At 71.1% G+C, this 22,636-nt stretch carries 23 protein-coding genes; 15 read left to right on the top strand and 8 right to left on the bottom strand.

The features are described 5' to 3' along the window. Window positions 1-200: 200 nt before the first annotated feature. A complete protein-coding gene (mce, locus tag ACZ6CV_RS05175) occupies window positions 201-641 on the bottom strand; it encodes a methylmalonyl-CoA epimerase (protein ID WP_469249682.1) in 441 nt (146 codons plus the stop codon). A 138-nt stretch (window positions 642-779) separates the two neighbouring features. On the opposite strand from mce, the gene ACZ6CV_RS05170 reads away from it, so the two are divergent. Further along, window positions 780-1,982 carry an acetyl-CoA C-acetyltransferase gene (locus ACZ6CV_RS05170; protein WP_469249681.1) on the top strand — a complete coding sequence of 401 codons (1,203 nt, stop codon included), beginning with the start codon at window positions 780-782 and terminating at the stop codon, window positions 1,980-1,982. Window positions 1,983-2,031: 49 nt separating this feature from the next. After that, window positions 2,032-2,988, top strand: a complete 957-nt coding sequence (meaB, locus tag ACZ6CV_RS05165; RefSeq protein ID WP_362364918.1) for a methylmalonyl Co-A mutase-associated GTPase MeaB — start codon at window positions 2,032-2,034, stop codon at window positions 2,986-2,988. Between the two features lie 141 nt (window positions 2,989-3,129). On the opposite strand, the gene ACZ6CV_RS05160 is transcribed toward meaB, so the two are convergent. Next, entirely contained in the window at window positions 3,130-3,849 is a 720-nt protein-coding gene (locus ACZ6CV_RS05160) for a PepSY domain-containing protein (protein WP_469249680.1), read from the bottom strand. A 150-nt stretch (window positions 3,850-3,999) separates the two neighbouring features. On the opposite strand from ACZ6CV_RS05160, the gene ACZ6CV_RS05155 reads away from it, so the two are divergent. Together ACZ6CV_RS05155 and ACZ6CV_RS05150 are read left to right on the top strand one after the other, a co-directional pair. Beyond that, the gene (locus ACZ6CV_RS05155; protein ID WP_469249679.1) at window positions 4,000-4,719 is read left to right on the top strand and encodes a response regulator transcription factor; all 720 of its coding nucleotides are present in this window, start codon (window positions 4,000-4,002) and stop codon (window positions 4,717-4,719) included. Next, window positions 4,716-6,206, top strand: coding sequence for a sensor histidine kinase (locus tag ACZ6CV_RS05150; RefSeq protein WP_469249678.1), 1,491 nt, complete (start codon window positions 4,716-4,718; stop codon window positions 6,204-6,206). Before ACZ6CV_RS05155 ends, ACZ6CV_RS05150 begins: the two co-directional genes overlap by 4 nt. Before the next feature lie 207 nt (window positions 6,207-6,413). On the opposite strand, the gene ACZ6CV_RS05145 is transcribed toward ACZ6CV_RS05150, so the two are convergent. The 4 genes from ACZ6CV_RS05145 to ACZ6CV_RS05130 form a co-directional block, all read right to left on the bottom strand. Continuing rightward, the gene (locus ACZ6CV_RS05145; RefSeq protein ID WP_469249677.1) at window positions 6,414-6,890 is read right to left on the bottom strand and encodes a MarR family winged helix-turn-helix transcriptional regulator; all 477 of its coding nucleotides are present in this window, start codon (window positions 6,888-6,890) and stop codon (window positions 6,414-6,416) included. A 117-nt stretch (window positions 6,891-7,007) separates the two neighbouring features. Further along, on the bottom strand, window positions 7,008-7,814 hold the full coding sequence (locus ACZ6CV_RS05140; protein ID WP_469249676.1) for an AIM24 family protein: 807 nt from the start codon (window positions 7,812-7,814) through the stop codon (window positions 7,008-7,010). After that, a complete protein-coding gene (locus tag ACZ6CV_RS05135; protein ID WP_362364931.1) occupies window positions 7,811-8,461 on the bottom strand; it encodes an AIM24 family protein in 651 nt (216 codons plus the stop codon). The genes ACZ6CV_RS05140 and ACZ6CV_RS05135 overlap by 4 nt, the downstream gene beginning before the upstream one ends. 1 nt (window position 8,462) lies before the next feature. Further along, window positions 8,463-9,101, bottom strand: coding sequence for an AIM24 family protein (locus ACZ6CV_RS05130; protein WP_469249675.1), 639 nt, complete (start codon window positions 9,099-9,101; stop codon window positions 8,463-8,465). Between the two features lie 165 nt (window positions 9,102-9,266). Between ACZ6CV_RS05130 and ACZ6CV_RS05125 the strand changes: the two genes are divergently transcribed. The 7 genes from ACZ6CV_RS05125 to glxA all read left to right on the top strand — a co-directional run bounded on the left by ACZ6CV_RS05125 (window position 9,267) and on the right by glxA (window position 16,336). Continuing rightward, window positions 9,267-9,617 carry a DUF3817 domain-containing protein gene (locus ACZ6CV_RS05125; RefSeq protein WP_358711779.1) on the top strand — a complete coding sequence of 117 codons (351 nt, stop codon included), beginning with the start codon at window positions 9,267-9,269 and terminating at the stop codon, window positions 9,615-9,617. Then, on the top strand, window positions 9,614-9,907 hold the full coding sequence (locus ACZ6CV_RS05120) for an MTH1187 family thiamine-binding protein (RefSeq protein ID WP_355802719.1): 294 nt from the start codon (window positions 9,614-9,616) through the stop codon (window positions 9,905-9,907). Before ACZ6CV_RS05125 ends, ACZ6CV_RS05120 begins: the two co-directional genes overlap by 4 nt. A gap of 183 nt (window positions 9,908-10,090) precedes the next feature. Next, entirely contained in the window at window positions 10,091-10,801 is a 711-nt protein-coding gene (locus ACZ6CV_RS05115) for a hypothetical protein (protein ID WP_469249674.1), read from the top strand. Further along, window positions 10,798-11,487, top strand: a complete 690-nt coding sequence (locus ACZ6CV_RS05110) for a DUF4166 domain-containing protein (protein WP_469249673.1) — start codon at window positions 10,798-10,800, stop codon at window positions 11,485-11,487. Before ACZ6CV_RS05115 ends, ACZ6CV_RS05110 begins: the two co-directional genes overlap by 4 nt. 32 nt (window positions 11,488-11,519) lie before the next feature. Continuing rightward, window positions 11,520-12,173 carry a TetR family transcriptional regulator gene (locus ACZ6CV_RS05105; RefSeq protein ID WP_469250276.1) on the top strand — a complete coding sequence of 218 codons (654 nt, stop codon included), beginning with the start codon at window positions 11,520-11,522 and terminating at the stop codon, window positions 12,171-12,173. A 335-nt stretch (window positions 12,174-12,508) separates the two neighbouring features. Continuing rightward, window positions 12,509-14,365, top strand: coding sequence for a glycosyltransferase family 2 protein (locus ACZ6CV_RS05100; RefSeq protein ID WP_469249672.1), 1,857 nt, complete (start codon window positions 12,509-12,511; stop codon window positions 14,363-14,365). Window positions 14,366-14,368: 3 nt separating this feature from the next. After that, window positions 14,369-16,336: a radical copper oxidase GlxA gene (gene glxA, locus ACZ6CV_RS05095; RefSeq protein WP_469249671.1), complete on the top strand. Its 1,968-nt coding sequence runs from the start codon at window positions 14,369-14,371 to the stop codon at window positions 16,334-16,336. 24 nt (window positions 16,337-16,360) lie between these two features. Here glxA and ACZ6CV_RS05090 read toward each other — a convergent pair whose 3' ends face one another. Beyond that, on the bottom strand, window positions 16,361-17,377 hold the full coding sequence (locus ACZ6CV_RS05090; protein ID WP_469249670.1) for a glycoside hydrolase family 6 protein: 1,017 nt from the start codon (window positions 17,375-17,377) through the stop codon (window positions 16,361-16,363). A gap of 63 nt (window positions 17,378-17,440) precedes the next feature. Further along, window positions 17,441-18,442, bottom strand: a complete 1,002-nt coding sequence (locus ACZ6CV_RS05085; RefSeq protein ID WP_469249669.1) for an ArsR/SmtB family transcription factor — start codon at window positions 18,440-18,442, stop codon at window positions 17,441-17,443. A gap of 122 nt (window positions 18,443-18,564) precedes the next feature. Here ACZ6CV_RS05085 and ACZ6CV_RS05080 point away from each other — a divergent pair, with 122 nt between their 5' ends. The 4 genes from ACZ6CV_RS05080 to ACZ6CV_RS05065 all read left to right on the top strand — a co-directional run bounded on the left by ACZ6CV_RS05080 (window position 18,565) and on the right by ACZ6CV_RS05065 (window position 22,581). After that, a complete protein-coding gene (locus ACZ6CV_RS05080) occupies window positions 18,565-19,902 on the top strand; it encodes an MFS transporter (protein ID WP_469249668.1) in 1,338 nt (445 codons plus the stop codon). A 10-nt stretch (window positions 19,903-19,912) separates the two neighbouring features. Continuing rightward, window positions 19,913-20,422: a MarR family winged helix-turn-helix transcriptional regulator gene (locus tag ACZ6CV_RS05075; RefSeq protein ID WP_469249667.1), complete on the top strand. Its 510-nt coding sequence runs from the start codon at window positions 19,913-19,915 to the stop codon at window positions 20,420-20,422. Window positions 20,423-20,474: 52 nt separating this feature from the next. Further along, window positions 20,475-20,807 (top strand): DUF3817 domain-containing protein, encoded by a 333-nt coding sequence (locus ACZ6CV_RS05070; RefSeq protein ID WP_358713685.1) that lies wholly within the window; start codon window positions 20,475-20,477, stop codon window positions 20,805-20,807. 73 nt (window positions 20,808-20,880) lie between these two features. Beyond that, on the top strand, window positions 20,881-22,581 hold the full coding sequence (locus tag ACZ6CV_RS05065; protein ID WP_469249666.1) for an acyl-CoA mutase large subunit family protein: 1,701 nt from the start codon (window positions 20,881-20,883) through the stop codon (window positions 22,579-22,581). Window positions 22,582-22,636 lie beyond the last annotated feature (55 nt).

The following is a 22,636-nucleotide window of genomic DNA, read 5'->3' as shown; positions in this document are numbered from 1 at the left end:
ATACCCCAACCCTGGTCGCACGTCTCTCCAACGAGCCCCGTCCATCCGCCGAACGAGGCCCCCGGGGGAATGGTGTCAGATCAACAGTGGAGCATGGGCTGCTGCCCCGACGCTCGTCCCCCGAAACCCGGACCCCGGCATGTGGCCGCCCGGAACTTCGGACGGCCGCCCCTCACCCTACCGGCCCGGATATACGGAGGTCAGTGCTCCAGGGCCGCGGAAGGTGCCGAAGTGACGAGTTCGGTGAGGACTCCGTGGCAGTCCTTCGGGTGCAGGAAGGTGATGCGCGAGCCCATGGAGCCGATCCGGGGCTCTTCGTAGAGCACGCGTACGCCCTTGTCCTTGACGGCCGCGGCGTCGCCGTCCACGTCCGCGGTGCCGAAGGCGATGTGGTGCACGCCCTCGCCGTTCTTGGCCAGCCACTTGCCCACCGCGGAGTCGTCGCGGGTGGGCTCCAGGAGCTGCAGGTAGGAGGCGCCTCCGTCGTCGGTCTCGTTGATCTTGAGCATGGCCTCGCGCACGCCCTGCTCCTCGTTGACCTCGGTGTGGAACACCTCGAATCCGTACGTCGCGCGGTAGAACTCGACGGTCTTGTCGAGGTCGAAACAGGCGATCCCGATGTGATCGATTCGCGTCAGCATGGTTCAAGTGCAGCGCTTCATGCGGTGATTACGCAACGTGCGCGCGATCACACCTGCCGCACGGTGACGGCGGGGGTACTGCTCAGTACATTCAGATAAACCCTCGTTAACTCCTCTCCTCCCAAGGGGTCGTCGCACATGGCAGGAACGACCGGCACCACCTCAGTGATCGTCTCGGGCGCTCGCACGCCCATGGGCCGCCTCCTCGGCTCGCTGAAGTCCTTCTCGGGTGCGGACCTGGGGGGCTTCGCGATCAAGGCCGCGCTGGACCGCGCGGGCATCGGAGGCGACCAGGTCCAGTACGTGATCATGGGCCAGGTGCTCACCGCCGGGGCAGGGCAGATCCCGGCGCGCCAGGCCGCCGTCAAGGCGGGCATCCCCATGAACGTTCCCGCGCTCACCATCAACAAGGTGTGTCTCTCGGGCCTCGACTCCATCGCCCTCGCCGACCAGCTGATCCGCGCCGGCGAGTTCGACGTCGTGGTGGCCGGCGGCCAGGAGTCGATGACCAACGCCCCGCACCTGCTCCCGAAGTCCCGCGAGGGCCACAAGTACGGCGCGATCGAGATGATCGACTCGATGGCGTACGACGGCCTGACCGACTCCTTCGACGGCATCGCCATGGGCGAGTCCACGGAGAAGCACAACACCCGGCTCGGCATCCGCCGCCCCGAGCAGGACGAGGTGGGCGCGCTCTCCCACCAGCGCGCCGCCGCCGCCCGCAAGAACGGCCTGTTCGAAGCCGAGATCACCCCGGTCGAGATCCCGCAGCGCAAGGGCGACCCGGTCCTCTTCTCGCAGGACGAGGGCATCCGCCCGGAGACCACGGTCGAGTCGCTCGGCAAGCTGCGCCCGGCCTTCGGCAAGGACGGCACGATCACCGCGGGCACGGCCTCGCAGATCTCCGACGGCGCGGCCGCGGTCGTCGTCATGTCCAAGGCCAAGGCCGAGGAGCTGGGCCTTGCCTGGATCGCGGAGATCGGCGCGCACGGCAACGTGGCCGGGCCGGACAGCTCGCTCCAGTCGCAGCCGTCCAACGCGATCCAGCACGCTCTGAAGAAGGAGGGCCTGGCGGTCTCGGACCTCGATCTGATCGAGATCAACGAAGCCTTCGCGGCCGTCGCCGTGCAGTCAATGAAGGACCTCGGGGTGTCCTCGGAAAGGGTGAACGTCAACGGCGGTGCCATTGCCCTGGGTCACCCGATCGGGATGTCCGGCGCACGCCTCGTGCTGCACCTCGCCCTGGAGCTGCGGCGGCGCGGCGGCGGAGTCGGCGCGGCCGCGCTGTGCGGTGGCGGTGGCCAGGGCGACGCCCTGATCGTCAAGGTGGCCAAGGCCTAGGCCTTCGCTCGGCCGCCGCAGTGAGTCGTACGTAGCGAACGGAGCTGTGATGCAGGACGTCCCCTCCCTGGTGGCGCAGGCCCGCGAGGGCAGGCCGCGGGCCGTGGCCCGGCTGATCTCACTGGTCGAGGGGGCGTCGCCGCAGCTGCGGGAAGTGATGGCGGCGCTGGCGCCGCTCGCCGGCAACGCGTACGTCGTCGGGCTCACCGGCTCGCCCGGTGTCGGCAAGTCGACATCGACGTCGGCGCTCGTGAGCGCCTACCGCAGGACCGGCAAGCGGGTCGGTGTGCTCGCCGTCGACCCGTCGTCCCCCTTCTCCGGGGGCGCGCTCCTCGGCGACCGGGTGCGGATGTCGGACCACGCGTCCGACCCCGGCGTCTACATCCGCTCCATGGCGACCCGCGGCCACCTCGGCGGGCTCGCGTGGGCCGCGCCGCAGGCCATCCGGGTCCTGGACGCCGCGGGGTGTGACGTGATCCTCGTGGAGACCGTCGGCGTCGGGCAGTCCGAGGTGGAGATCGCCTCGCAGGCCGACACCTCGGTCGTCCTGCTCGCCCCCGGCATGGGCGACGGCATCCAGGCGGCGAAGGCCGGAATCCTGGAGATCGGCGACGTGTACGTCGTCAACAAGGCGGACCGGGACGGCGCCGACGCGACCGCCCGCGAGCTGAACCACATGCTGGGCCTCGGCGAGTCCCGCGGCCCCGGCGACTGGCGGCCGCCCATCGTCAAGACGGTCGCGGCGCGCGGCGAGGGCGTCGACGAGGTCGTCGAGGCGCTGGAGAAGCACCGGGCGTGGATGGAGGAGCGGGGAGTCCTCGGCGAGCGCCGGGTCGCCCGCGCCTCCCGCGAGGTCGAGACGATCGCCGTCACGGCCCTGCGCGAGCGGATCGGATCGCTCCACGGCGACCTGCGTCTCTCCGCGCTCGCGGAGCGGATCGTGGCGGGCGAGCTGGACCCGTACACGGCCGCGGACGAACTGGTCGAGGGGCTCACGGAGAGCTGAGGCCCCGGGCCCCGGGCCCCGGACCCCGGACCTGGCCCCCGTGCCCCGGACAGGCACAGGGGCGGCGCCGGTGGCGCCGCCCCTGTGGCGGATGCGGTCGACGGGCGTGGGGCGCCCGTAAGCCGTTCGATGCGGTGTCGGTCAGTCGTCCGAGCCGTCGTCGTCGTGGTCGCCGTGGTCGTCGTCCCGGGCGTCCGAGTGGTCCGCGGTGACCTTGCCGTTGCTCAGGCCGACGTGCCAGTCGGACTCGGCACCCTTGGGGCCGGTCGTCTCGACGTCCCAGGCGCCCGCCTTGCCGTCGTCGTCCAGGTCCACGGAGGTCACGGTGCCCTTGTCCGCGGCGGCGCGGGCGGCGTCGGCGGCGCTGGTGGACGCGCCCTTGAGGGCGGCGGCGACCCGCGCGGTGTCGGCGGCGTCGTCACCGTCGTCGTCCTTGTCGACCCAGGAGCCGAGGACCTTGCCCGTGCCCGGGTCGACCTCGACGCTGTGCCAGGTCTTGCCGTTCAGGACGTCGACGTCCCAGACCAGGCCGCCGTCCTCGTCGTCGAGCTCGGCGGAGACGGCCGTGCCCTTGGTGTGGGCGAGGGCGGCCTTGATGGCGTCCGGGGCGGTCACCTTCGCGGCCTTCGCCTCGGCGGAGTTCTCCGTGGCGTCGTCGCGGTCGTCGTTCTTGCCGTCGGAGTCGTCGCCGCGGTCGTCGTCGCTCTTGCCGTCGTCGTGGCGGTCGTGGTCCTTCAGCTGGACGCTCGACTTGCTCGCGGCGCCGCCGTCGTCGTCACCGCCGACCGCGAAGGCGGTCGCGGTGCCGCCTCCGATCAGGGCCGCGGCGGCGACGGTGGCGATGACGATGTTGCGCTTCATGAGGGTCCTCCCGAGAAGTGGGCGGTACGGGCGGCGGCCGGGGGGCCGCTGCCGTTCGCTTTCGACATGGACCAATCTGGCTGAGCGATCCTGAACGCACGCTGAAGCCGCCTGAAGAACTCTTCAGCTTCGCTCTGCCACCCTGAACGCATGCGCCCACCCGTCTCCCACCACCACCCTGCCGGAGGCGCTACGCGCCACACCTATCGACTCTTGATCGTGGAAGACGAAAAGCGCCTCGCGCTGTCGCTGGCCAAGGGCCTGACCGCCGAGGGCTACGCCGTCGACGTCGTCCACGACGGCGTCGACGGACTGCACCGCGCGAGCGAGGACACGTACGACCTCGTCATCCTCGACATCATGCTGCCGGGCATGAACGGCTACCGCGTCTGCTCCACGCTGCGCGCCGCGGGAAACGACGTGCCGATCCTGATGCTCACCGCCAAGGACGGCGAGTACGACGAGGCGGAGGGGCTCGACACGGGCGCCGACGACTACCTCACCAAGCCGTTCTCGTACGTCGTCCTCGTCGCCCGCGTGAAGGCACTGCTGCGCCGCCGCGGCTCCGCGGGCCCGTCCCCGGTCCACACCCTCGGCGACCTCAAGGTCGACACGGCCGCCCGTCGCGTCTTCAGCGGGGAGGACGAAGTCACCCTCACCGCCAAGGAGTTCGCGGTCCTGGAGCAGCTGGTCCTGCGCTCCGGCGAGGTCGTCTCCAAGGGCGACATCCTCGACCACGTCTGGGACTTCGCGTACGAGGGCGACCCCAACATCGTCGAGGTGTACGTGAGCACGCTGCGGCGCAAGCTCGGCGCGGCCCTCATCCAGACCGTGCGCGGCGCCGGTTACCGTCTGGAGGCCCCGCGATGAGGAAGCCCGGGAAACTCTTCGGATCGGTCCGCGCCAGGGCCACGCTCGGCGCGAGCCTGGTCGTCGCCCTCGCCCTGGTCGCCGCGGGCGCCGCCGTGCTGCTCTCGCTGCGGACCAACCTCACCGACCAGGCCGGATCCCGCGCCGACTCGGCCGCGCGCAAGGTCGCCTCCCAGCTCGTCGCGGGCCGGCCGTACGACGATCTCGACCTGCCGGACGACGAGGACTCGCCCGTCCAAGTCGTCGACGACAAGGGCAGGTTGGTGGCGGCGAGCGACGACCTGCAGAAGATCAGCGGGACCGGCGTCGACGCGGTCAAGCCCGCCCCCGCCCCGTCCGCCCGCCCGTCCGCCCCGGCCTCCGGGAAGAGTCACGGGGGCGGGGGAACGGACGAGGAGGAGGAGGCGGGGGACAGCGGCGACGACGAGCCCGGGGAGAGCGGCGACGAGCTCGGTGAGGTCGACGACGAGACCACGTACACCGACGGCACCGCCACCGTGGACGGCGAGAGCGCCGACTTCCGGTTCGCCGCCGTCGAGGTGAGCACCGAGGCCCGGGGCGACCTCACCGTCCACGCGGGCGGCTCCCTCTCCAGCCGGCAGAGCGCGGTCTCCACGGCGCTCACGTCCATGCTGATCGGCTTCCCGCTGCTGCTCGCGGTCGTCGCGGGCGTCACCTGGCTGGTGACGCGGCGGGCCCTGCGTCCGGTGGCCGCGATCACCGAGGAGATGGCCGCGATCACCGCGTCGGAGGACCTGGCGCGCCGGGTGCCCGAGCCGGACACGCACGACGAGATCGCCGGCCTCGCCCGCACCACGAACGAGACGCTCGCCGCGCTGCAGACCTCCGTGGAGCGCCAGCGCCGGTTCGTCGCGGACGCCTCGCACGAACTGCGCAGCCCCATCGCCTCGCTCCGCACCCAGCTCGAAGTGGGCGCCGCGCACCCGGAGTTGCTGGACGTCGACGGCGCCGTCGAGGACACCGTACGGCTCCAGGAGCTCGCCGCCGACCTGCTCCTGCTGGCCCGCCTCGACGCCGGGGAGAAGCCGGGCGGCGCGCCGGTCGACCTGGCGGCCTTCGTACGGGAGGAGCTCTCGCAGCGCACCCGGGACCGCGTCGAGGTGCACGCGGACCTGAAGAGCTGCGAAGTCGTGGGCTCGCGCGCGCAGTTGGCGCGGGTGCTCGGCAACCTCGTGAACAACGCCCAGCGGCACGCCCGCTCCCGCGTCACGGTCACCACCCGGAACGACGGCGCCTGGGCCGTCCTCGAAGTGGCCGACGACGGCAGCGGTGTGCCGGCGGACGAACGGGAGCGGATCTTCGAGCGGTTCGTACGGCTCGACGACGCGCGGACCCGCGACGAGGGCGGGGCCGGTCTCGGCCTCGCCATCGCGCGGGACGTCGCGGTGCGGCACGGCGGCACCCTGGTGGTGCGTGCGGCCCCGTCCGGTGGTGCACTCTTCGAACTCCGGCTGCCCAGCCCTTAGGGTCTTTCGTTTGGATCAGGCCGGGCTCGCGGGGTCCGGCACGCACGCTCGCGGCGTTGTCGTCGGTCGCCATGGCTCCGCCATGCCTCCCTCCTCCGCCTTGCGATCGCACGCACCGGACCCCGCTCCCTGATCCGGCCTGATCCAAACGAAAGACCCTAGTCGTCGGCGGAGTGAGGGAGTCGCGGCCGGTGCCGGCGGAACGGGTCAGGGCTTGCCGCGCTGGGAGCGCAGGTGTTCCGCGATCGGGCTCAGGGCCTTGCGCAGGTCCTCGAGGGCCTCGGGGGTGATGAGGTCCACGAAGTGCCGCCGCACGGACGCGACGTGGTGCGGGGCCACCTTCTGCATGGTCGCCATGCCCTCGTCGGTGAGGACGGTGTAGAGGCCCCGTCGGTCGGACTCGCAGTTCTCACGGCGCACCAGGCCCGCGTTCTCCATGCGGGTGATCTGGTGGGACAGCCGGCTCTTGGACTGCAGGGTGGCGGCGGCGAGATCGCTCATACGCATCCGCAGCTCGTCCGATTCGGAGAGATACACGAGAATGTCGTAGTCGTTCATGGTCAGGTTGAACGGCTGAAGGTCCTTTTCGAGCTGATACGTCAGCATCCGGTTGACCTCCACGTGGGTGCGCCAGGCGCACTGTTCCGCGTCGGTCAGCCACTGCGGGGCCGTCTCGGTCTCCATGGAATCGATTCTACCTAAGAAGTTGAAAGGTGAACGAATGGTGGGATGTGACACGCCTCGCATCCCCGCCTCACGGAGGGGTACAGGCGTTCGCCGTCACACTCCGCAGACTACCGCTCACAGCCCGAAGCGACGCTGGAGGTCCCCCAGTTGTCCGGGAAGGCGCGGTACCCCCGGCTGCTGACCCGGTTGCACCGGACTGCCCTGTCCGCCAGGCACGCCCGCCTGGTTCGGCACCTCTCCCGCTGCCCGTTCGGGCATCAGCGCCTCGGACGACTGCAGCAGCACCGTGCCGGCGCCCACGAACTCGAACTGGTGCTCCTCGCCTGAGGAGCCGCCGATGCCGGTCAGCGCGCGCACGCCTCCGATCACGCCCGTGAGGTATCCGTGGTCGTAGTGGTGGCAGGGGGAGGGGCAGTCGGCCCAGCCCACGAGGGCCTGTGGATCGACGCGGACGGGGGGTTCCATGAAGACCACCGGGCCGTTCGACGCGGCGACGAACGTGCCCGTCCCGATGAGGGTCAGAAAGCCCGGAACGATCGACTGCTTCAGCGCGAGAGTTGGCTGAAAAGCGAGGAGGTTGCCCGAGCGAATGGTCAGGTTGCCCTCGTCCAAGTCGTACGAATTCACGTCGAAGGCCCGGTCGGCGAGGAGCATCTTGCCCTGGCCGTCCGCCACCACCCAGTCGCTTGCGTGCAGCGGCGAATGAAAACTTGAGCGGACGAGACGGTCCAGGCGGCCGTGCCCGATGCCGTTGAAGTCGATCCGCCCGTAGTAGGCGATCATCTTTCCCTTCTGCAGGAACCACTGGCTCCCCTTGAGCTCCACGCAGAAGGTGTACGGATTGACGTTGTCGTCGCTCGGCAGCGTCCGGGGGTCGAAGACGGCGGGCGCCCCCGCGGGGGTCGAGACGTTGGGGTTCACAGCTTCTCCTCCGAAGCCTGGACGTACACCGTGCCGCTGCCCGAGAGCTCCAGCTGGAAGGCCTCGCCGGAGCCGCGGCCCACCATGTCGCGCCAGCCGAGCGCCGTGGAGAGCTTGTTGCGCACGTCGCCGTGGTGCGCCACATACGCCTGCGGGTCCACGTGCACGGGGCGCTGCGGGGTGATCGGCACCTCGATCACGCCGCCGTGCGCCATCACGGCGACCGCGCCGTGGCCCTTCAGGGTCGTGGTGAACAGGCCCTGGCCGCTGACCTGGCCGCGCACCATGCCCATCACGCCGCCCTGGGAGCCCAGGAACATCGTGCCCTGCTGGAGGGTGCCGTCGAAGGCGAGCAGGCGGTCCGCCTCCACGTAGAGCGTGTCTCCGGAGAGGGTGATCAGCTGGATGTGGTGGCCGCCGTGCCCGAAGAGGACCGTGCCGCTGCCGTCGACGGTCATCAGGGGAGTGGCCTCGCCGGCGACCCGGCGGCCGATCATCGAGGCGAGCCCGCCCTGACCGCCCTGGATGTTCGGGGTGAAGGAGACGTCCCCCTTGTAGGCGAGCATGGCGCCGCGCTGGCTGAAGACCTTGACGCCCGGCTGCAGCGTGGCCTCGACCATCTTCGAGTTGATCTCTCGGAAGGGCATCTCAGACGTCTCCCGCGATCGTCGTGCGCTCACTGGGCTGTACGTACACCAGGCCGTCGCCCTCGAAGCGGATCTGGAAGGCCTCGCCGCCGCCCTCGCCCAGGAAGGTGCGGAAGGTGACACCGGACTGGAAGCTCTGGTGGACGTCGCCCTGGTGCGCGATGTACGCCCCCGGGTCGACCGTCAGCGGATACTCGCGGGAGACGCGGAGCACCACCGCGGGCCCGTCGGAGACGATCGCGGCCTGACCGGTGCCCTCGACGGTCGTCGTGAACAGTCCGTGCCCCTGGCTCGCGCCGCGCAGGCCGGTGAAGGTGGTGCCGGTGCGCAGCCCGGCGTCGGTGCACAGCAGGTTGCTCGCCTCGACGTGCAGCTTCTCGCCCTGGAGGCGCACCAGGTTGATCTCGGTGGCGCGGTCGGCGAACCAGCAGGTGCCGTGCCCCTTCACCTCCATGACCGTCATCTGCTCGCCGGTGACGCGGCGGGTCACCATGCCGCGGATCCCCTCGCCGCCGCCGGTCATCTTCTTGAAGGCCATCTGGCCGTCGTACGCGACCATCGAGCCGTTCTTCGCCTTCACGGCGTCGCCGGTCATGTCGACCGCGAGCACTCTGCTCCCTTGGAGCCGGAAAGTAGCCACGAAACGACGGTAGCCGCCGCGTACCCGCCCAGAACAGGGTGAAGGGCCCTGAGCGAACCCGGAGAAGACCCCGATGTCACAATGGGGGTCGCTTGTGCGTCCGTTCACAAGATCGGCCGCCGAGCCCCGCACCCCTCCCGCCGCCCCACCCACCGAAGGTGACCCGTGGACATCAAGACCGCCTCCGCCCTCCGCCGCCTCCGCCTGGTCTCCGTGCCCGAGGGCATCTCCTGGATCGTGCTGCTGGTCTGCACGATCATCAAGTACACGGTCGCCGAGGGCTTCAACGCGGCACCGGTGCTCGGTCCGATCCACGGCGTGCTCTTCATCCTGTACGTGATCTTCTGGCTCGACGCCTGGAACCGTACGAAGTGGGACGCGAAGACGGGCGTCCTCTACTTCGCGTTCTCGATCATCCCCGGCGGCGGGTTCATGGCCGAGCGCAAGCTGAAGCGTGAGGCCGAGGCCGCGGTCATCGCGTCGCGCGCCCGCAAGGAAGGCGTGGTGAACGCATGATCGTCGCCTTCTCCGTGACCCCGCTGGGGGTCGGCGAGGATGTCGGCGAGTACGTCGCCGACGCGGTCCGGGTCGTCCGCGAGTCGGGTCTTCCGCACCGGACCGACGCCATGTTCACCTCCGTCGAGGGGGAGTGGGACGAGGTCATGGACGTCGTGAAGCGCGCCGTCGCCGTGGTCGAGGCGCGGGCGCCGCGCGTCTCCGTCGTCATGAAGGCGGACATCCGCCCCGGGGTGACGGACGGTCTCACCTCCAAAGTGGAGACGGTGGAGCGCCACCTCTCCGCGTAGCCGCGCCCCCCGTACTCGAAGAGCCCCCGTACTCGAAAAGCCCCTGCACCCCAAAAGCCCCCGCCCACCACAGGGCGGGGGCTTTTGCATGCCCGTCGGCACCCCCCATCTTGAGCGACTGCTCAAACAGCTGTACCTTCCTGTTGAGCAGTCGCTCAAAACGCGCTGACGTGGGGGTTTGTTGTGGGTCTGTACATCGAGACGCGGATACGCGCCGATCTCGACGCGCTCTGGGCGCGCACCCAGGAGCCCGACCGGCACCAACGCTGGGACCTGCGCTTCACCGAGATCGACTACCTCCCGCGCGAGGAGGGGCAGCCCCAGCACTTCCGGTACGCCACGCGCGTGCTGCCGTTCCTGACGATCGCCGGCACCGGGGTCTCGGCGGGCGAGAGGCGCCGCGCGGACGGCACCCTGACCTCCGCCCTGCGCTTCTCCTCCCCGCACCCCCTCTCCCTCCTCGAAGAGGGCAGCGGCTACTGGCGCTACGTACCGACCGAGGACGGCACCGGCGTCCGCTTCCTCACCGGCTACGACTACCGCCCCCGCTGGGGCCGGCTCGGGAAGATCGCCGACCGCGCGGTCTTCCGGCCCCTGATGGGATGGGCCACCGCCTGGTCCTTCGACCGCCTGCGGCTCTGGCTGGAGCGGGGCATCACGCCCGAACGGGCCCTGTGGCACGCGGTCGCCGAGACCGCCGCCCGCGTCCTGTGCGTCGTCGCCGCGGTGCTCCTCGCCCCCATGACGGCCCTCGCCGCCGCGGCCCTGATGCTGTTCCTGCCGCCGCTGCCCACGACGCCGGCGGCCCGCCGCTGTCTGCGCACCCCACCGGCACGCGCGCGTGCGCCGCGCCTCCTCGCCACCCTCACCCCGGCCGAGGAGCGTCGCTCATGACACGGCACGCGTCGATCTTCCGTACCGCGATGGGCGCCGACTTCGAACGGCTGCACCCGCAGCTCCGGCGCCGCTTCTCCGTCGGCCTCGCGAGCGGCGAGGCGTGCACGGGCCGGGGCGTGATGGACCGCATCTGGCACGGCGGGCGCTTCGTGCGGCCCTTCCTCGCGCTCGGCGGCACCCGCAACATCTTCGTGCCGCGCGAGGGCAGGCACGTCCCCTTCGTGATCGAGAACGTGCCGTACACCGACACCTACGGGCGTGAGACGGTGACCTTCGTGCGCACCTTCGACCTGCCCGGCGGCCCCCGCCGCTTCGACGCCCAGATGGTCCTCGGCCCCCGGGGCGACCGCGTGCTCGACTACCTCGGCACGCACCAGCACCTCGCCAGCGACCTGCACTTCCGGGCGCAGCCCGACGGTTCGCTCCTGATCCGCTCCGGGGAGCACCGGTTCCGGGAGGGCCCGGTGGACTGCCGGGTCCCCGAGATGATCGGCGGCGACGCGGAGGTGCGGGAGTCCTACGACGACGCGACGGGCCGCTTCCGCATCCGGGTGCGCGTCGTGAACCGCCGCTTCGGGCCGCTCTTCGGTTACGAGGGCTCCTTCACGGCGACGTACGGCGACGTCCGCGCGTGCGGGGTGCGGCCCGGGCTGCGACCGGTGCGCGAGGAGGCGCGGGCGTGAGCGCGGCGAAGGAGCCGGCCAAGAGGGCGGGCGTGGGCGCGGCCAAGGACCCGGCCAAGAGCGCGGAGACGCGCGGCAAGCTCCTGGAGGGCGCGTTGCGCACGCTCACGGAGCAGGGTATCGCCAAGGCGTCGGCCCGCAACATCGCGGCGGCCGCCGGGGTCAACCAGGCGCTGGTCTTCTACCACTTCGGCTCCGTCGACGACCTGCTGGCGGCGGCGTGCCGCCACGGCACCGAGCAGCGGGTCTCCCTGTACCGGGAGCGCCTCGCGGAGATCGGCTCCCTCTCCGAACTCCTCGCCTTCGGGCGGGAGATGCACGAGGCGGAGCGTGCGGCGGGGCACGTCGCCGTGCTCGGCCAGCTGCTCGCCGGCGCGCAGACGCAGCCGCGGCTCGCGGCGGCGACGGCGGCGGGGCTCGCGCTCTGGATCGAGGAGATCGAACGGGTCCTGACCCGGGTCCTCTCCGCGTCGCCGCTCGCCGAGTTCGTCGACCCCGTGGGGCTCGCGCGGGCGGTGGGCGCGTCCTTCGTGGGCATGGAGCTGTACGAGGGGGTCGACCCGGAGGGTACGGGGCGGGCGCTGGACTCCTTGGAGCAGCTGTCGGTCCTCGTGACGGCCGTCGAGGACCTGGGGCCGCTGGCGCAGCGGGCGGTCCGTCACCGGTTGCGTCGTACGCGCGCTTGAACGGTTTCCCCGGGTGGGGGTGGGCCGCTCCGCGGTGGGGTGGGTGGGGGCTGCCCTCTGCCTTTTCCTGCCGGGTTCAAACAGGCCCGCCGCTCCGCGGCGGATGTTTCCCACCCGCCCACCCGTTTACCCCGCGACGCAGGGGCGGAGTAGGGGCGGGTGGGTGGGTGGGTCCCGGAGCCGTCCTTGCGTTCACACCCCCCAACCCCCCGCAACCCCGCCAAAACTCCCCACCGTAAAACCCCTCGCACGGGCGAACTCCGTTCGACACGCCGGTGAAAGTCCACTTTTGTGTGGGTATCGGCTCGTTCGATCACCAGAACCTGGAGGGCGCTGTGCGGCAGCCGGAGGGCTACGACTACGAGACCCACAGCACGCTCGCCGGCCCGCTCACTGAGCCGGACGGCGAGGACGCAACAGGCGAGGGCACCACAGGAGGCGCAGGCGAGGGGAAGCGGGGGGCCCGGACCTATCGGGTCCAGTACCGGTCCCTTCTCGCCGGTGAGCCCCACCGAATACGCGCCGTCCTCCTGATGAGCCTGGCCCCGGTGCTCACCGGTCTCCTGCTCGTGTACCTCGTCTGGCCCACCCACTGGACCGAACGCGAAGGCGCCGACCGCTGGCTGATAGGCCTGGACGTCACGATGCTCGTGGCGATCGGACTGATCGAGCTCTTCATGCTCGTGAACGTCGTCTCCATCGCCCACGCCACGATGGTCGCGAGGGACCCGATCCCCGTCTTCCCCGAGCCCGGCACCCGCGTCGCCTTCCTCACCACGTACGTGCCCGGCAAGGAGCCCCTCTCGATGGTCCGGGCCACCCTGGAGGGCGCCGTCCGCGTCCATCACCCCGGCCCCCTGGACGTCTGGCTCCTGGACGAGGGGAACACCCCCGAGGCCAAGGCCCTGTGCGAAGAGCTCGGCGTGAAGCACTTCACGCGCTTCGGGATCGAGGAGTGGAACCGCAAGAAGGGCCCGCACAAGGCCCGCACCAAGCACGGCAACTACAACGCCTGGCTGGCGCTCTACCACCGTGAGTACGACTTCTTCGCCTCCGTCGACACCGACCACGTCCCGCTCCCCAACTTCCTGGAGCGGATGATGGGTTACTTCCGCGACCCGGACGTCGCGTTCGTCGTCGGACCGCAGGTCTACGGGAACTACACGACGCCGGTCACCAAGGCCGCCGAGTCCCAGCAGTTCCTCTTCCACGCGCTGATCCAGCGCGCCGGCAACCGCTACCGCGCCCCCATGTTCGTGGGCACGAACAACGTCGTCCGGATCAGCGCGCTGACCCAGGTCGGCGGCCTGCACGACTCGATCACCGAGGACATGGCGACCGGCTTCGAGCTGCACCGCCACCGCAACCCGGCCACCCGGCGGCACTGGCGCTCGGTCTACACGCCGGACGTGCTGGCCGTCGGCGAGGGCCCGGCCTCCTGGACGGACTTCTTCACCCAGCAGATGCGCTGGTCGCGCGGCACCTACGAGACGCTGTTCAAGCAGTACTGGAAGGCGCCGTTCACGATGCCGCCGGGACGGCTCTTCTCGTACTCGCTGATGCTCGTGTACTACCCCATGACGGCCGTCAACTGGCTGCTCGGCATCCTCAGTTGTGTGCTGTTCCTGTGGTTCGGGGCCAGCGGCACCCAGGTCGCGGCGTCCGTCTGGCTGATGCTCTACAGCGACGCCGCCGCCCTCCAGATCGGCCTCTACCTCTGGAACCGCCGGCACAACGTCTCCCCGCACGAGCCCGAGGGCTCCGGCGGTCTCGCCGGCATGGCGATGTCGGCCCTCTCCGCGCCCATCTACGCCAAGTCGCTCGGCGCGGCCCTCGTACGCCGCCCCAGCCGTTTCGTGGTGACCCCCAAGGGCGGCGACGCGAGTCCGGACCGCCTGATGACCTTCCGCATCCACCTCTTCTGGGCGGTGCTGCTCGCCGGTTCGCTGGTCGCCTCCTTCGTGCTCGGCCACACCCACGCGGCGATGCGCACCTGGGCGGTCCTCGCGATGGTCATCTCCCTCGCGCCGGTCTCGATCTGGGCGTTCGGCCTCGCCAAGGAGCGCAGGGCGGCCCGGCTGGAGCGGCGGGAGCAGCGGGAGCGGGCGCCGCGGCCGGCCCCGCTCGGCGAGGAAGTGGAGGGCGAGCCGGAGCCCGCGTTCGCCACCGGCACGACGACAGGAGGGAACTGAGCCATGGCCTACCGCCCCTCGAAGCGGACCAGGAAGACACTGTTCGGAGTCGGCGCGGGCGCTCTGCTCGTGGGACTGAACGCGCCCGCCGCGCTCTCCTTCGCCGAGGAGCAGTACTACGACTACAAGATCTCCCGGCCCGGCTACAAGGCGCGGTACGGCTCCTGGAAGCAGGTCGACATCCCCAGGGAGTTCCGTACCAACGCCATCCACGCCGCGCTGCTGCACACCGGCAAGGTGCTGATCGTCGCCGGTTCCGGGAACGAGCAGAAGAAGTTCGACGCCGGGTCGTTCGACACGGTCCTGTGGGATCCGAAGAACGACACCTTCAAGAAGATCCCGACGCCGGAGGACTTCTTCTGCTCCGGGCACGCCCAACTCCCCGACGGGCGGCTGCTGGTGGCGGGCGGCACCGCGCGCTACGAACTGCTCGACGGCGAGGTGGACCGGGCCGGCGGCGGCATGCGGGTGAAGAACGAGAACCCCGACAAGCCGGTGGTCCTGAAGAAGGGCACCAAGTTCCGCTCGCCGTCCGGGATCGAGTACGTCAGCAAGTTCGACGTCAAGGTCCCCAAGGCCAAGCGGGACTTCGAGATCACGTACTCCAAGTCCGGGGTGATGCAGCCCTGGAAGACCAAGGTCAAGGCGAGCGAGACGCGCGTCTTCGTGGAGGCGGTCGAGGCGGGCGAGCATTCGGTCACCGAGAAGTCGGCGCAGTACGAGATCGAGGGGCTGACCGGCGACGAGGCGGACAACACCTACGGCATCGCCGAGAAGATCGACATGGAGAAGCAGGACTTCCAGGGGATCAAGGCGGCGTACGAGTTCGACCCGAAGGCCGAGCGGTACCTCCCCGTCGACCCGATGAAGAAGGCCCGCTGGTACCCGACCCTGGTCGGCCTCGAGGACGGCAAGGTGCTCGCGGTCTCCGGCCTCGACGACGTGGGCGTGATCGACCCGGGCGACAACGAGATCTACGACCCGAAGACCAAGAAGTGGACGGACGGCCCCAAGCGGTACTTCCCGACGTACCCGGCGCTCTTCCTCACCAAGGGCGGCAAGCTCTTCTACCCGGCGTCGAACGCGGGCTACGGGCCGGCCGACAAGGGCCGCGAGCCGGGCCTGTGGGACCTGGACACCAACACCTTCCAGAAGGTGCCGGGCCTGGAGGACATGGACCAGACCGAGACGTCGGCGTCCGTGCTGCTGCCGCCCGCGCAGGACCAGAAGGTGATGATCATGGGCGGCGGGGGCGTGGGCGAGTCGGACAAGGCGACGCCCCGCACGGCCGTGATCGACCTCAAGGAGGAGAACCCGTCCTTCAAGACGGGCCCCGAACTCCCGCAGGGCACCCGGTACTTGAACAGCGTCCTGATGCCGGACGACTCGGTCTTCACGTCCAACGGCTCGGGCGACTACCGGGGCCGCAGCGCCAGCAACATCCTCAAGGCGCAGTTCTACGACCCCAAAACCAACACCTTCCAGGAGGCCGCCGCGCCCAAGGTGGGCCGCAACTACCACTCCGAGGCGCTGCTGCTGCCCGACGGCCGGGTCGCCACGTTCGGCTCCGACCCGCTCTACGACAACGAGCAGAACACCAAGCTCGGCCACTTCGAGCAGCGCATGGAGATCTTCACGCCGCCGTCGCTGCACAAGGGCGGCGCGACCCGGCCGGTGCTCGGCGCGGGCCCGGAGCAGCTGGCGCCGGACGGCCGCGCCACGTTCCGCACCGACCACCCCGAGAAGATCGCCTCGGCCCGCTTGATGCGGCCGAGCGCGGTGACCCACACCACCGACGTCGAGCAGCGTTCGATCGCCCTCGGGGTCCACAAGGGCCGGGGCGCGGTGACGGTGGACGTGCCGCGCGGCGACGCGGCGCTGGTGCCGCCCGGCTGGTACATGCTCTTCGTGACGGACACCGACGGCACGTCCTCCGAGGCGAAGTGGATCCACGTCGGCCCCAAGGGCTGACCCGGCACGCCCCGGCGCCCGGCCTCAGGCCTGCTTCGCGTTGCGGGCCAGGCCGAGCGCGTAGTCGGGCCACCACTGCCCGGCCGCCGGGCCGCCCCGGCACGGGCCGTCCGAGTCCCCGGGGCGCTTGATCCACAGGACGGCGTCGAGCAGCGGCTCGCCGGTGCGGTCGGTCGGCGGGGTGCCGAGGCCGCGGCCCGGCGGGTTGCACCAGGCGTCCTGCCGGTCGCCGACCAGGGGGCCGCGGCCGTTGCGGCTGGTGTCCATGACGAAGTGCTTGCCGTCGACGGTGGCCGACAGCGTACGGCCGTACCTCTTGGTCGTCTCGTCGCTCTGGAAGTTGGAGACGTTCAGCGAGAAGCCGTCGGCCTGCGCGACGCCCGCCCTGCGCAGCGGCTCGGTGAGCTTGTGCGCGTCGTTGATCCAGCCGGGGTTGCCCGCGTCGAGGTAGACCTTCACCCCCGGCTGCCGCTTGAGCCGCTGGATCGCCTCGGAGAGCAGCTGGTAGCGCTCGTCGTGGTACGCGGCCGGGGTGCAGCCGTCGGCGATGTGCGGGATCGCGTCCGGCTCCAGGACGACGAGCGCGGGGGCGTCGCCGATCGCGTCGGCGAAGGTGTTCAGCCAGTCCCGGTACTGCTCGGAGCTGCCGGCGCCGCCCGCGGAGTGCTGCCCGCAGTCCCGGTGCGGGATGTTGTACGCGACGAGCACCGCGGTGCGGCCGTCCTTCGCCGCGCCCTGGGTCGCCTCCTTGATGTCGGGCGTCGGGTCGTCGCCGGCCGGCCACACGGCAACCGGCTGCTCGGAGATGCGCCGGAGCACCGTGGCGTCCTTGGTGCGGCCCTGCCGTTCCCACTGCTCGACCTGGCGGGCGGCGGCGCTGTCGGGGTCGACCCAGAAGGTGCCGGGCGCCGCGGCGGAGGCGGAGGCGGCGCCGCGCCCGGCCGCCGTCTTCTCCGTGCCGGAGTTCGACGAGCAGCCCGCCGTGAGGCCGAGGGCGGTGAGGGCCGCGAGTGAGGTGAGTGTGCGGAGCAGCCGGTGCATCCAGCCCCCTTGGGCGGTGGTGACGGTGACGGTCAGTCAGCCCGGCAATCGTTACATAAAGGACTATTCAAGCTCTTGTGCCACACCGCCCCCGGCGCTCAGCGCGGTCCCGAGCGGCGTGCACGTGTAGATCACCCGGTGCCCGTACCGGCGCGACACCAGCAGCCCCGCGTCCCGCAGCGCCGCCAGGTGCGCCGACACCGACGACGGCGCCAGCCCGAGCCGCTGCGCCAGGCCCGACGTGGTGTCCGGGGTGGCGAGCGCGGTGAGGACCGCCGCCCGGCCGCGGCCGAGGAGCCGGACGAGCGAGGCGGGCGTACGGCTCGCCGGCTCGGCCCACAGCCCCGCGATGCCTCGTACGGGGTACGCCACCGTCGGCTGCCACGGCGGATCGAAGCCGCTCACCACGTCCGGCCAGGAGAAGACGCTCGGGATGAGGACGAGACCCTGCCCCGACAGATCCCGCACGTGCTCACCCCGCCACTCCACGGTGAGCGTGCCGGCGTCCCACGAAAGGCGCCGGTCCAGCTCCGGGAGCAGCCCGCCGAGGCCGACCTCCGCGAGCCGCCGCGAGTGGTGGGCGACGTCGGCCTCCAGAAGCGCGCGCAGCCTCGGCCAGACCGGCTCGACCAGCGTGTGCCAGGCGGTCTCCATGACGTCCGCGAGCTCCCGCACGGCGCCCGCCGGATCGGCCAGGAGCGCCCGGCCCTTCGGCGACGCGGCGGCGCCCGGGGTGCAGGCGAGCGCCCGCGCCATGTCCTCCGCCGCCGCCTCGGGGTCGGCCGCGCGGACGCCCGCGATCTCCTCGTCGAAGCGGGCGGCGGGGCCGATCGGGGGCGGCCCGAGGAAGTCCGGGGCGTGCCCGCGCCGGGGCATCAGGAGCCACAGCGTGCTCAGGTCGATCTCCCGGCTCGCCGCGCGGATCTCGCGCAGCCACTGCGGGTGGTAGGCGTGGCGCTCGGGGCGCTTGAGGGTACGGACGGCCTCCTGGGTCTCCCACAACGGCGACACCGCGAACCGGCAGCGCAGCAGGTCGTCCTGACCGAAGTGCAGATGGAACGGCACGCGAACCCCTCCCCGGGCGCCGACGACGCGTCCCGGACGCCACGACGGCGTCCCCGCGCACCGAAGATTCGTCCGAGCCCGAAACTCTAGGGCAGCGCGCGCCCCCGCGTGAGGCTGCCGCCATGGCCCCTGAACCACCCCCGCCCCCGCCCACACCCAGGGCGCTACCCACGGCCCGGTCCGCCGGTTACCTCAAGGTCCTCGCCGTGACCGAGTTCCGTGCCGTCTTCGTCGCGCACGCGTTCTCGCTGCTCGGCGTCGTCGTCAGCGAGATCGCGCTGACCGTCCTCGTCTACGGGCTGACCGGATCGCCGCTGCTCGGCGCGCTCACCTTCGCCCTCGGCATGCTGCCGTACCTCGTGGGCGGCACGCTGCTCGCCGGGATCGCCGACCGGTATCCGCCGCGGCGGGTGCTCGTCCTGTGCGACGCGGTGTGCGCGGGATGCGCGGGCCTGATGGCGCTGCCCGCCACCCCCGTCGCCGCGCTGCTCGCGCTGCGCTGCGCCATCGCCCTCGTCGCGCCCGTCTTCAACGGCACCCGGATGGCGACGCTCACCGACATCCTCGGCGACGGCGACCTGTTCGTGCTCGGGCGCTCCCTGCTGCGGATCGTCTCGCAGAGCGCGGTCCTGGTCGGGTTCGGCCTCGGCGGCGTGCTCCTCACCCTGGTGTCCCCGCGGGGCGCCCTCGCCGTCACGCTCTGCACGTTCCTGTTCTCGGCGCTGGTGCTGCGGTGCGGGACGCGGCGGCGGCCCGCGCGCGCCCGGGGCGGCGGGGCGCTCGTACGGTACTCGCTGGGCGGCGCCCGGCAGGTGCTCGGCGACCGGCGGGTGCGGGCCCTGCTGCTGCTCTTCTGGGTGCCGCCGCTGTTCCTGGTCGCCCCGGAGGCGCTCGCCGCCCCCTACGCGGACGAGATCGGCATCGGGGCCGGCGGTGTCGGACTGCTCATGTGCGCCCTGCCGGTGGGCACGGTCGCCGGTGAACTCTGGGCCGGGTCGGTGCTGTCCGCCGCGGCACGCGCCCGCGTCGTCCTGCCGTTCGCCTCGCTCACGCTGGTGCCGCTGACCGTGTACGCGGCCACGCCCGGCGTGGTCCCCGCGCTGGCCGCGCTCGCGCTCGCCGGGGCCGGTTCGGCGTACACGCTCGGCCTGGACCGGTGGTTCGTCGAGGCCGTGCCGGAGGAGTTGCGGGGGCGCGCGATGACGGTGCACACGGCGGGCCTCATGACGATCCAGGGCGTCGGCATGGCGCTCGCGGGTCTGGCGGCCGAGTTCACCGCGGTGAGCACGGTCGTCGCGGGCGCCGGGGTCGTCGGCACCCTCTGCTGTCTCCTCCTGGCGCTTGAGGTGCGGCGCACGCGGGGCCCGGGGGAGCGGCCCCGAAGCCGTACGAAGGAGAGCGCAAGGGAACGTACGCCCGAATTGCGAGACGGGGCTGACCACCATGTGACCGACGGGTAAGGTCGATGGCGTGCCGAAGCCGCTCAGCCTCCCCTTCGATCCCATCGCCCGCGCCGACGAGCTCTGGAAGCAGCGCTGGGGATCGGTCCCGGCGATGGGCGCGATCACCTCGATCATGCGCGCGCACCAGATCCTGCTCGCCGAGGTCGACGCGGTCGTCAAGCCGTACGGCCTGACCTTCGCGCGGTACGAGGCGCTGGTCCTGCTCACCTTCTCGAAGGCCGGCGAGCTGCCGATGTCGAAGATCGGCGAGCGGCTCATGGTGCACCCGACGTCGGTCACCAACACGGTGGACCGGCTGGTCAGGTCCGGTCTGGTCGACAAGCGCCCGAACCCCAACGACGGCCGGGGCACCCTCGCCTCCATCACGGAGAAGGGCCGCGAGGTCGTCGAGGCCGCCACGCGCGAGCTGATGGCGATGGACTTCGGGCTCGGGGTGTACGACGCGGAGGAGTGCGCGGAGATCTTCGCGATGCTCCGGCCGCTGCGGGTCGCGGCGCAGGACTTCGAGGAGCTGTAGGAGCGCCGGGGTCGGCGAAGATCGCGCAAAACGGACGGTTACGCTCGGAGGCATGAAATCCAGCGTGCTGACCCGCTACCGGGTGATGGCCTACGTCACCGCCGTCATGCTGCTCGTGCTGTGCGCGTGCATGATCTTCAAGTACGGCTTCGACAAGGGCGAGGGTCTGACGCTCGTCGTGTCGCAGATCCACGGCGTGCTCTACATCATCTACCTGATCTTCGCCTTCGACCTGGGCTCCAAGGCGAAGTGGCCGTTCGGCAAGCTCCTGTGGGTGCTGATCTCCGGCACGATCCCGACCGCCGCGTTCTTCGTCGAGCGCAAGGTCGTCCGCGAGGTGCAGCCGCTGATCGCCGACGGCACCCCGGTCACCGCCAAGGCGTAAGCGCACCGCCACGGACAGGTCCGTGGCGGTCAGCCATCGACATTTACTAGGACGTCCAAGTAAATTCGGGGGTATGGACGCTGACGCGATCGAGGAAGGCCGCCGCCGCTGGCAGGCCCGTTACGACAAGGCCCGCAAGCGTGACGCGGACTTCACCACGCTGTCCGGGGACGCGGTCGACCCCGTCTACGGGCCCCGGCCCGGCGACACCTACGACGGGTTCGAGCGGATCGGCTGGCCCGGCGAGTACCCGTATACGCGCGGGCTTCACCCCACCGGGTACCGGGGCCGGACCTGGACCATCCGCCAGTTCGCGGGCTTCGGCAACGCCGAGCAGACGAACGAGCGCTACAAGATGATCCTGGCCAACGGCGGCGGCGGCCTCTCCGTCGCCTTCGACATGCCGACCCTCATGGGCCGCGACTCCGACGACCCGCGCTCGCTCGGCGAGGTCGGGCACTGCGGTGTCGCCATCGACTCCGCCGCCGACATGGAGGTCCTCTTCAAGGACATCCCGCTCGGCGACGTCACGACGTCGATGACGATCAGCGGCCCCGCCGTCCCCGTCTTCTGCATGTACCTGGTCGCGGCCGAACGCCAGGGCGTCGACCCCGCCGTCCTCAACGGCACGCTGCAGACCGACATCTTCAAGGAGTACATCGCGCAGAAGGAGTGGCTCTTCCAGCCCGAGCCGCATCTGCGTCTTATCGGCGACCTGATGGAGCACTGCGCGCGCGACATCCCCGCGTACAAGCCGCTCTCGGTCTCCGGCTACCACATCCGCGAGGCCGGGGCGACGGCCGCGCAGGAACTCGCGTACACCCTCGCGGACGGCTTCGGCTACGTGGAGCTCGGCCTCTCCCGCGGCATGGACGTCGACGTCTTCGCGCCGGGCCTCTCCTTCTTCTTCGACGCGCACGTCGACTTCTTCGAGGAGATCGCCAAGTTCCGCTCGGCCCGCAGGATCTGGGCCCGCTGGATGCGCGAGGTGTACGGGGCGCGGTCCGACAAGGCGCAGTGGCTGCGGTTCCACACGCAGACGGCGGGGGTCTCCCTCACCGCCCAGCAGCCGTACAACAACGTCGTACGAACGGCCGTCGAGGCCCTCGCCGCGGTGCTCGGCGGCACGAACTCCCTGCACACCAACGCCCTGGACGAGACCCTCGCGCTGCCCAGCGAGCAGGCCGCCGAGATCGCGCTGCGCACCCAGCAGGTGCTGATGGAGGAGACCGGCGTCGCCAACGTCGCCGACCCGCTCGGCGGCTCCTGGTTCATCGAGCAGCTCACCGACCGCATCGAGGCCGACGCGGAGAAGATCTTCGAGCAGATCAAGGAGCGGGGGCGGCGGGCCTGCCCCGACGGGCAGCACCCGATCGGCCCGATCACCTCGGGCATCCTCCGCGGCATCGAGGACGGCTGGTTCACCGGCGAGATCGCCGAGTCGGCCTTCCAGTACCAGCGGTCTTTGGAGAAGGGCGACAAGCGGGTCGTGGGCGTCAACTGCCACGAGGGTTCCGTCACCGGTGACCTGGAGATCCTGCGGGTCAGCCACGAGGTCGAGCGGGAGCAGGTCCGGGATCTCGCGGGGCGCAAGGAGCGGCGGGACGAGGGGCGGGTGCGGGCGTCTCTCGCCGCGATGCTGGCGGCCTCGCGGGACGGGTCCAACATGATCGCCCCCATGCTGGACGCGGTGCGCGCGGAGGCGACGCTGGGTGAGATCTGCGGGGTCCTCAGGGAGGAGTGGGGCGTATACGTGGAGCCTCCGGGCTTTTAACGATTTCCGCGCAGTTCCCCGCGCCCCTGAGGGGGCCTGGTGGGGGGTTGGTTGT

It is taken from the genome of Streptomyces sp. NPDC041713, assembly GCF_055591085.1.
This window is presented reverse-complemented; position numbering and strand designations above follow the sequence as displayed.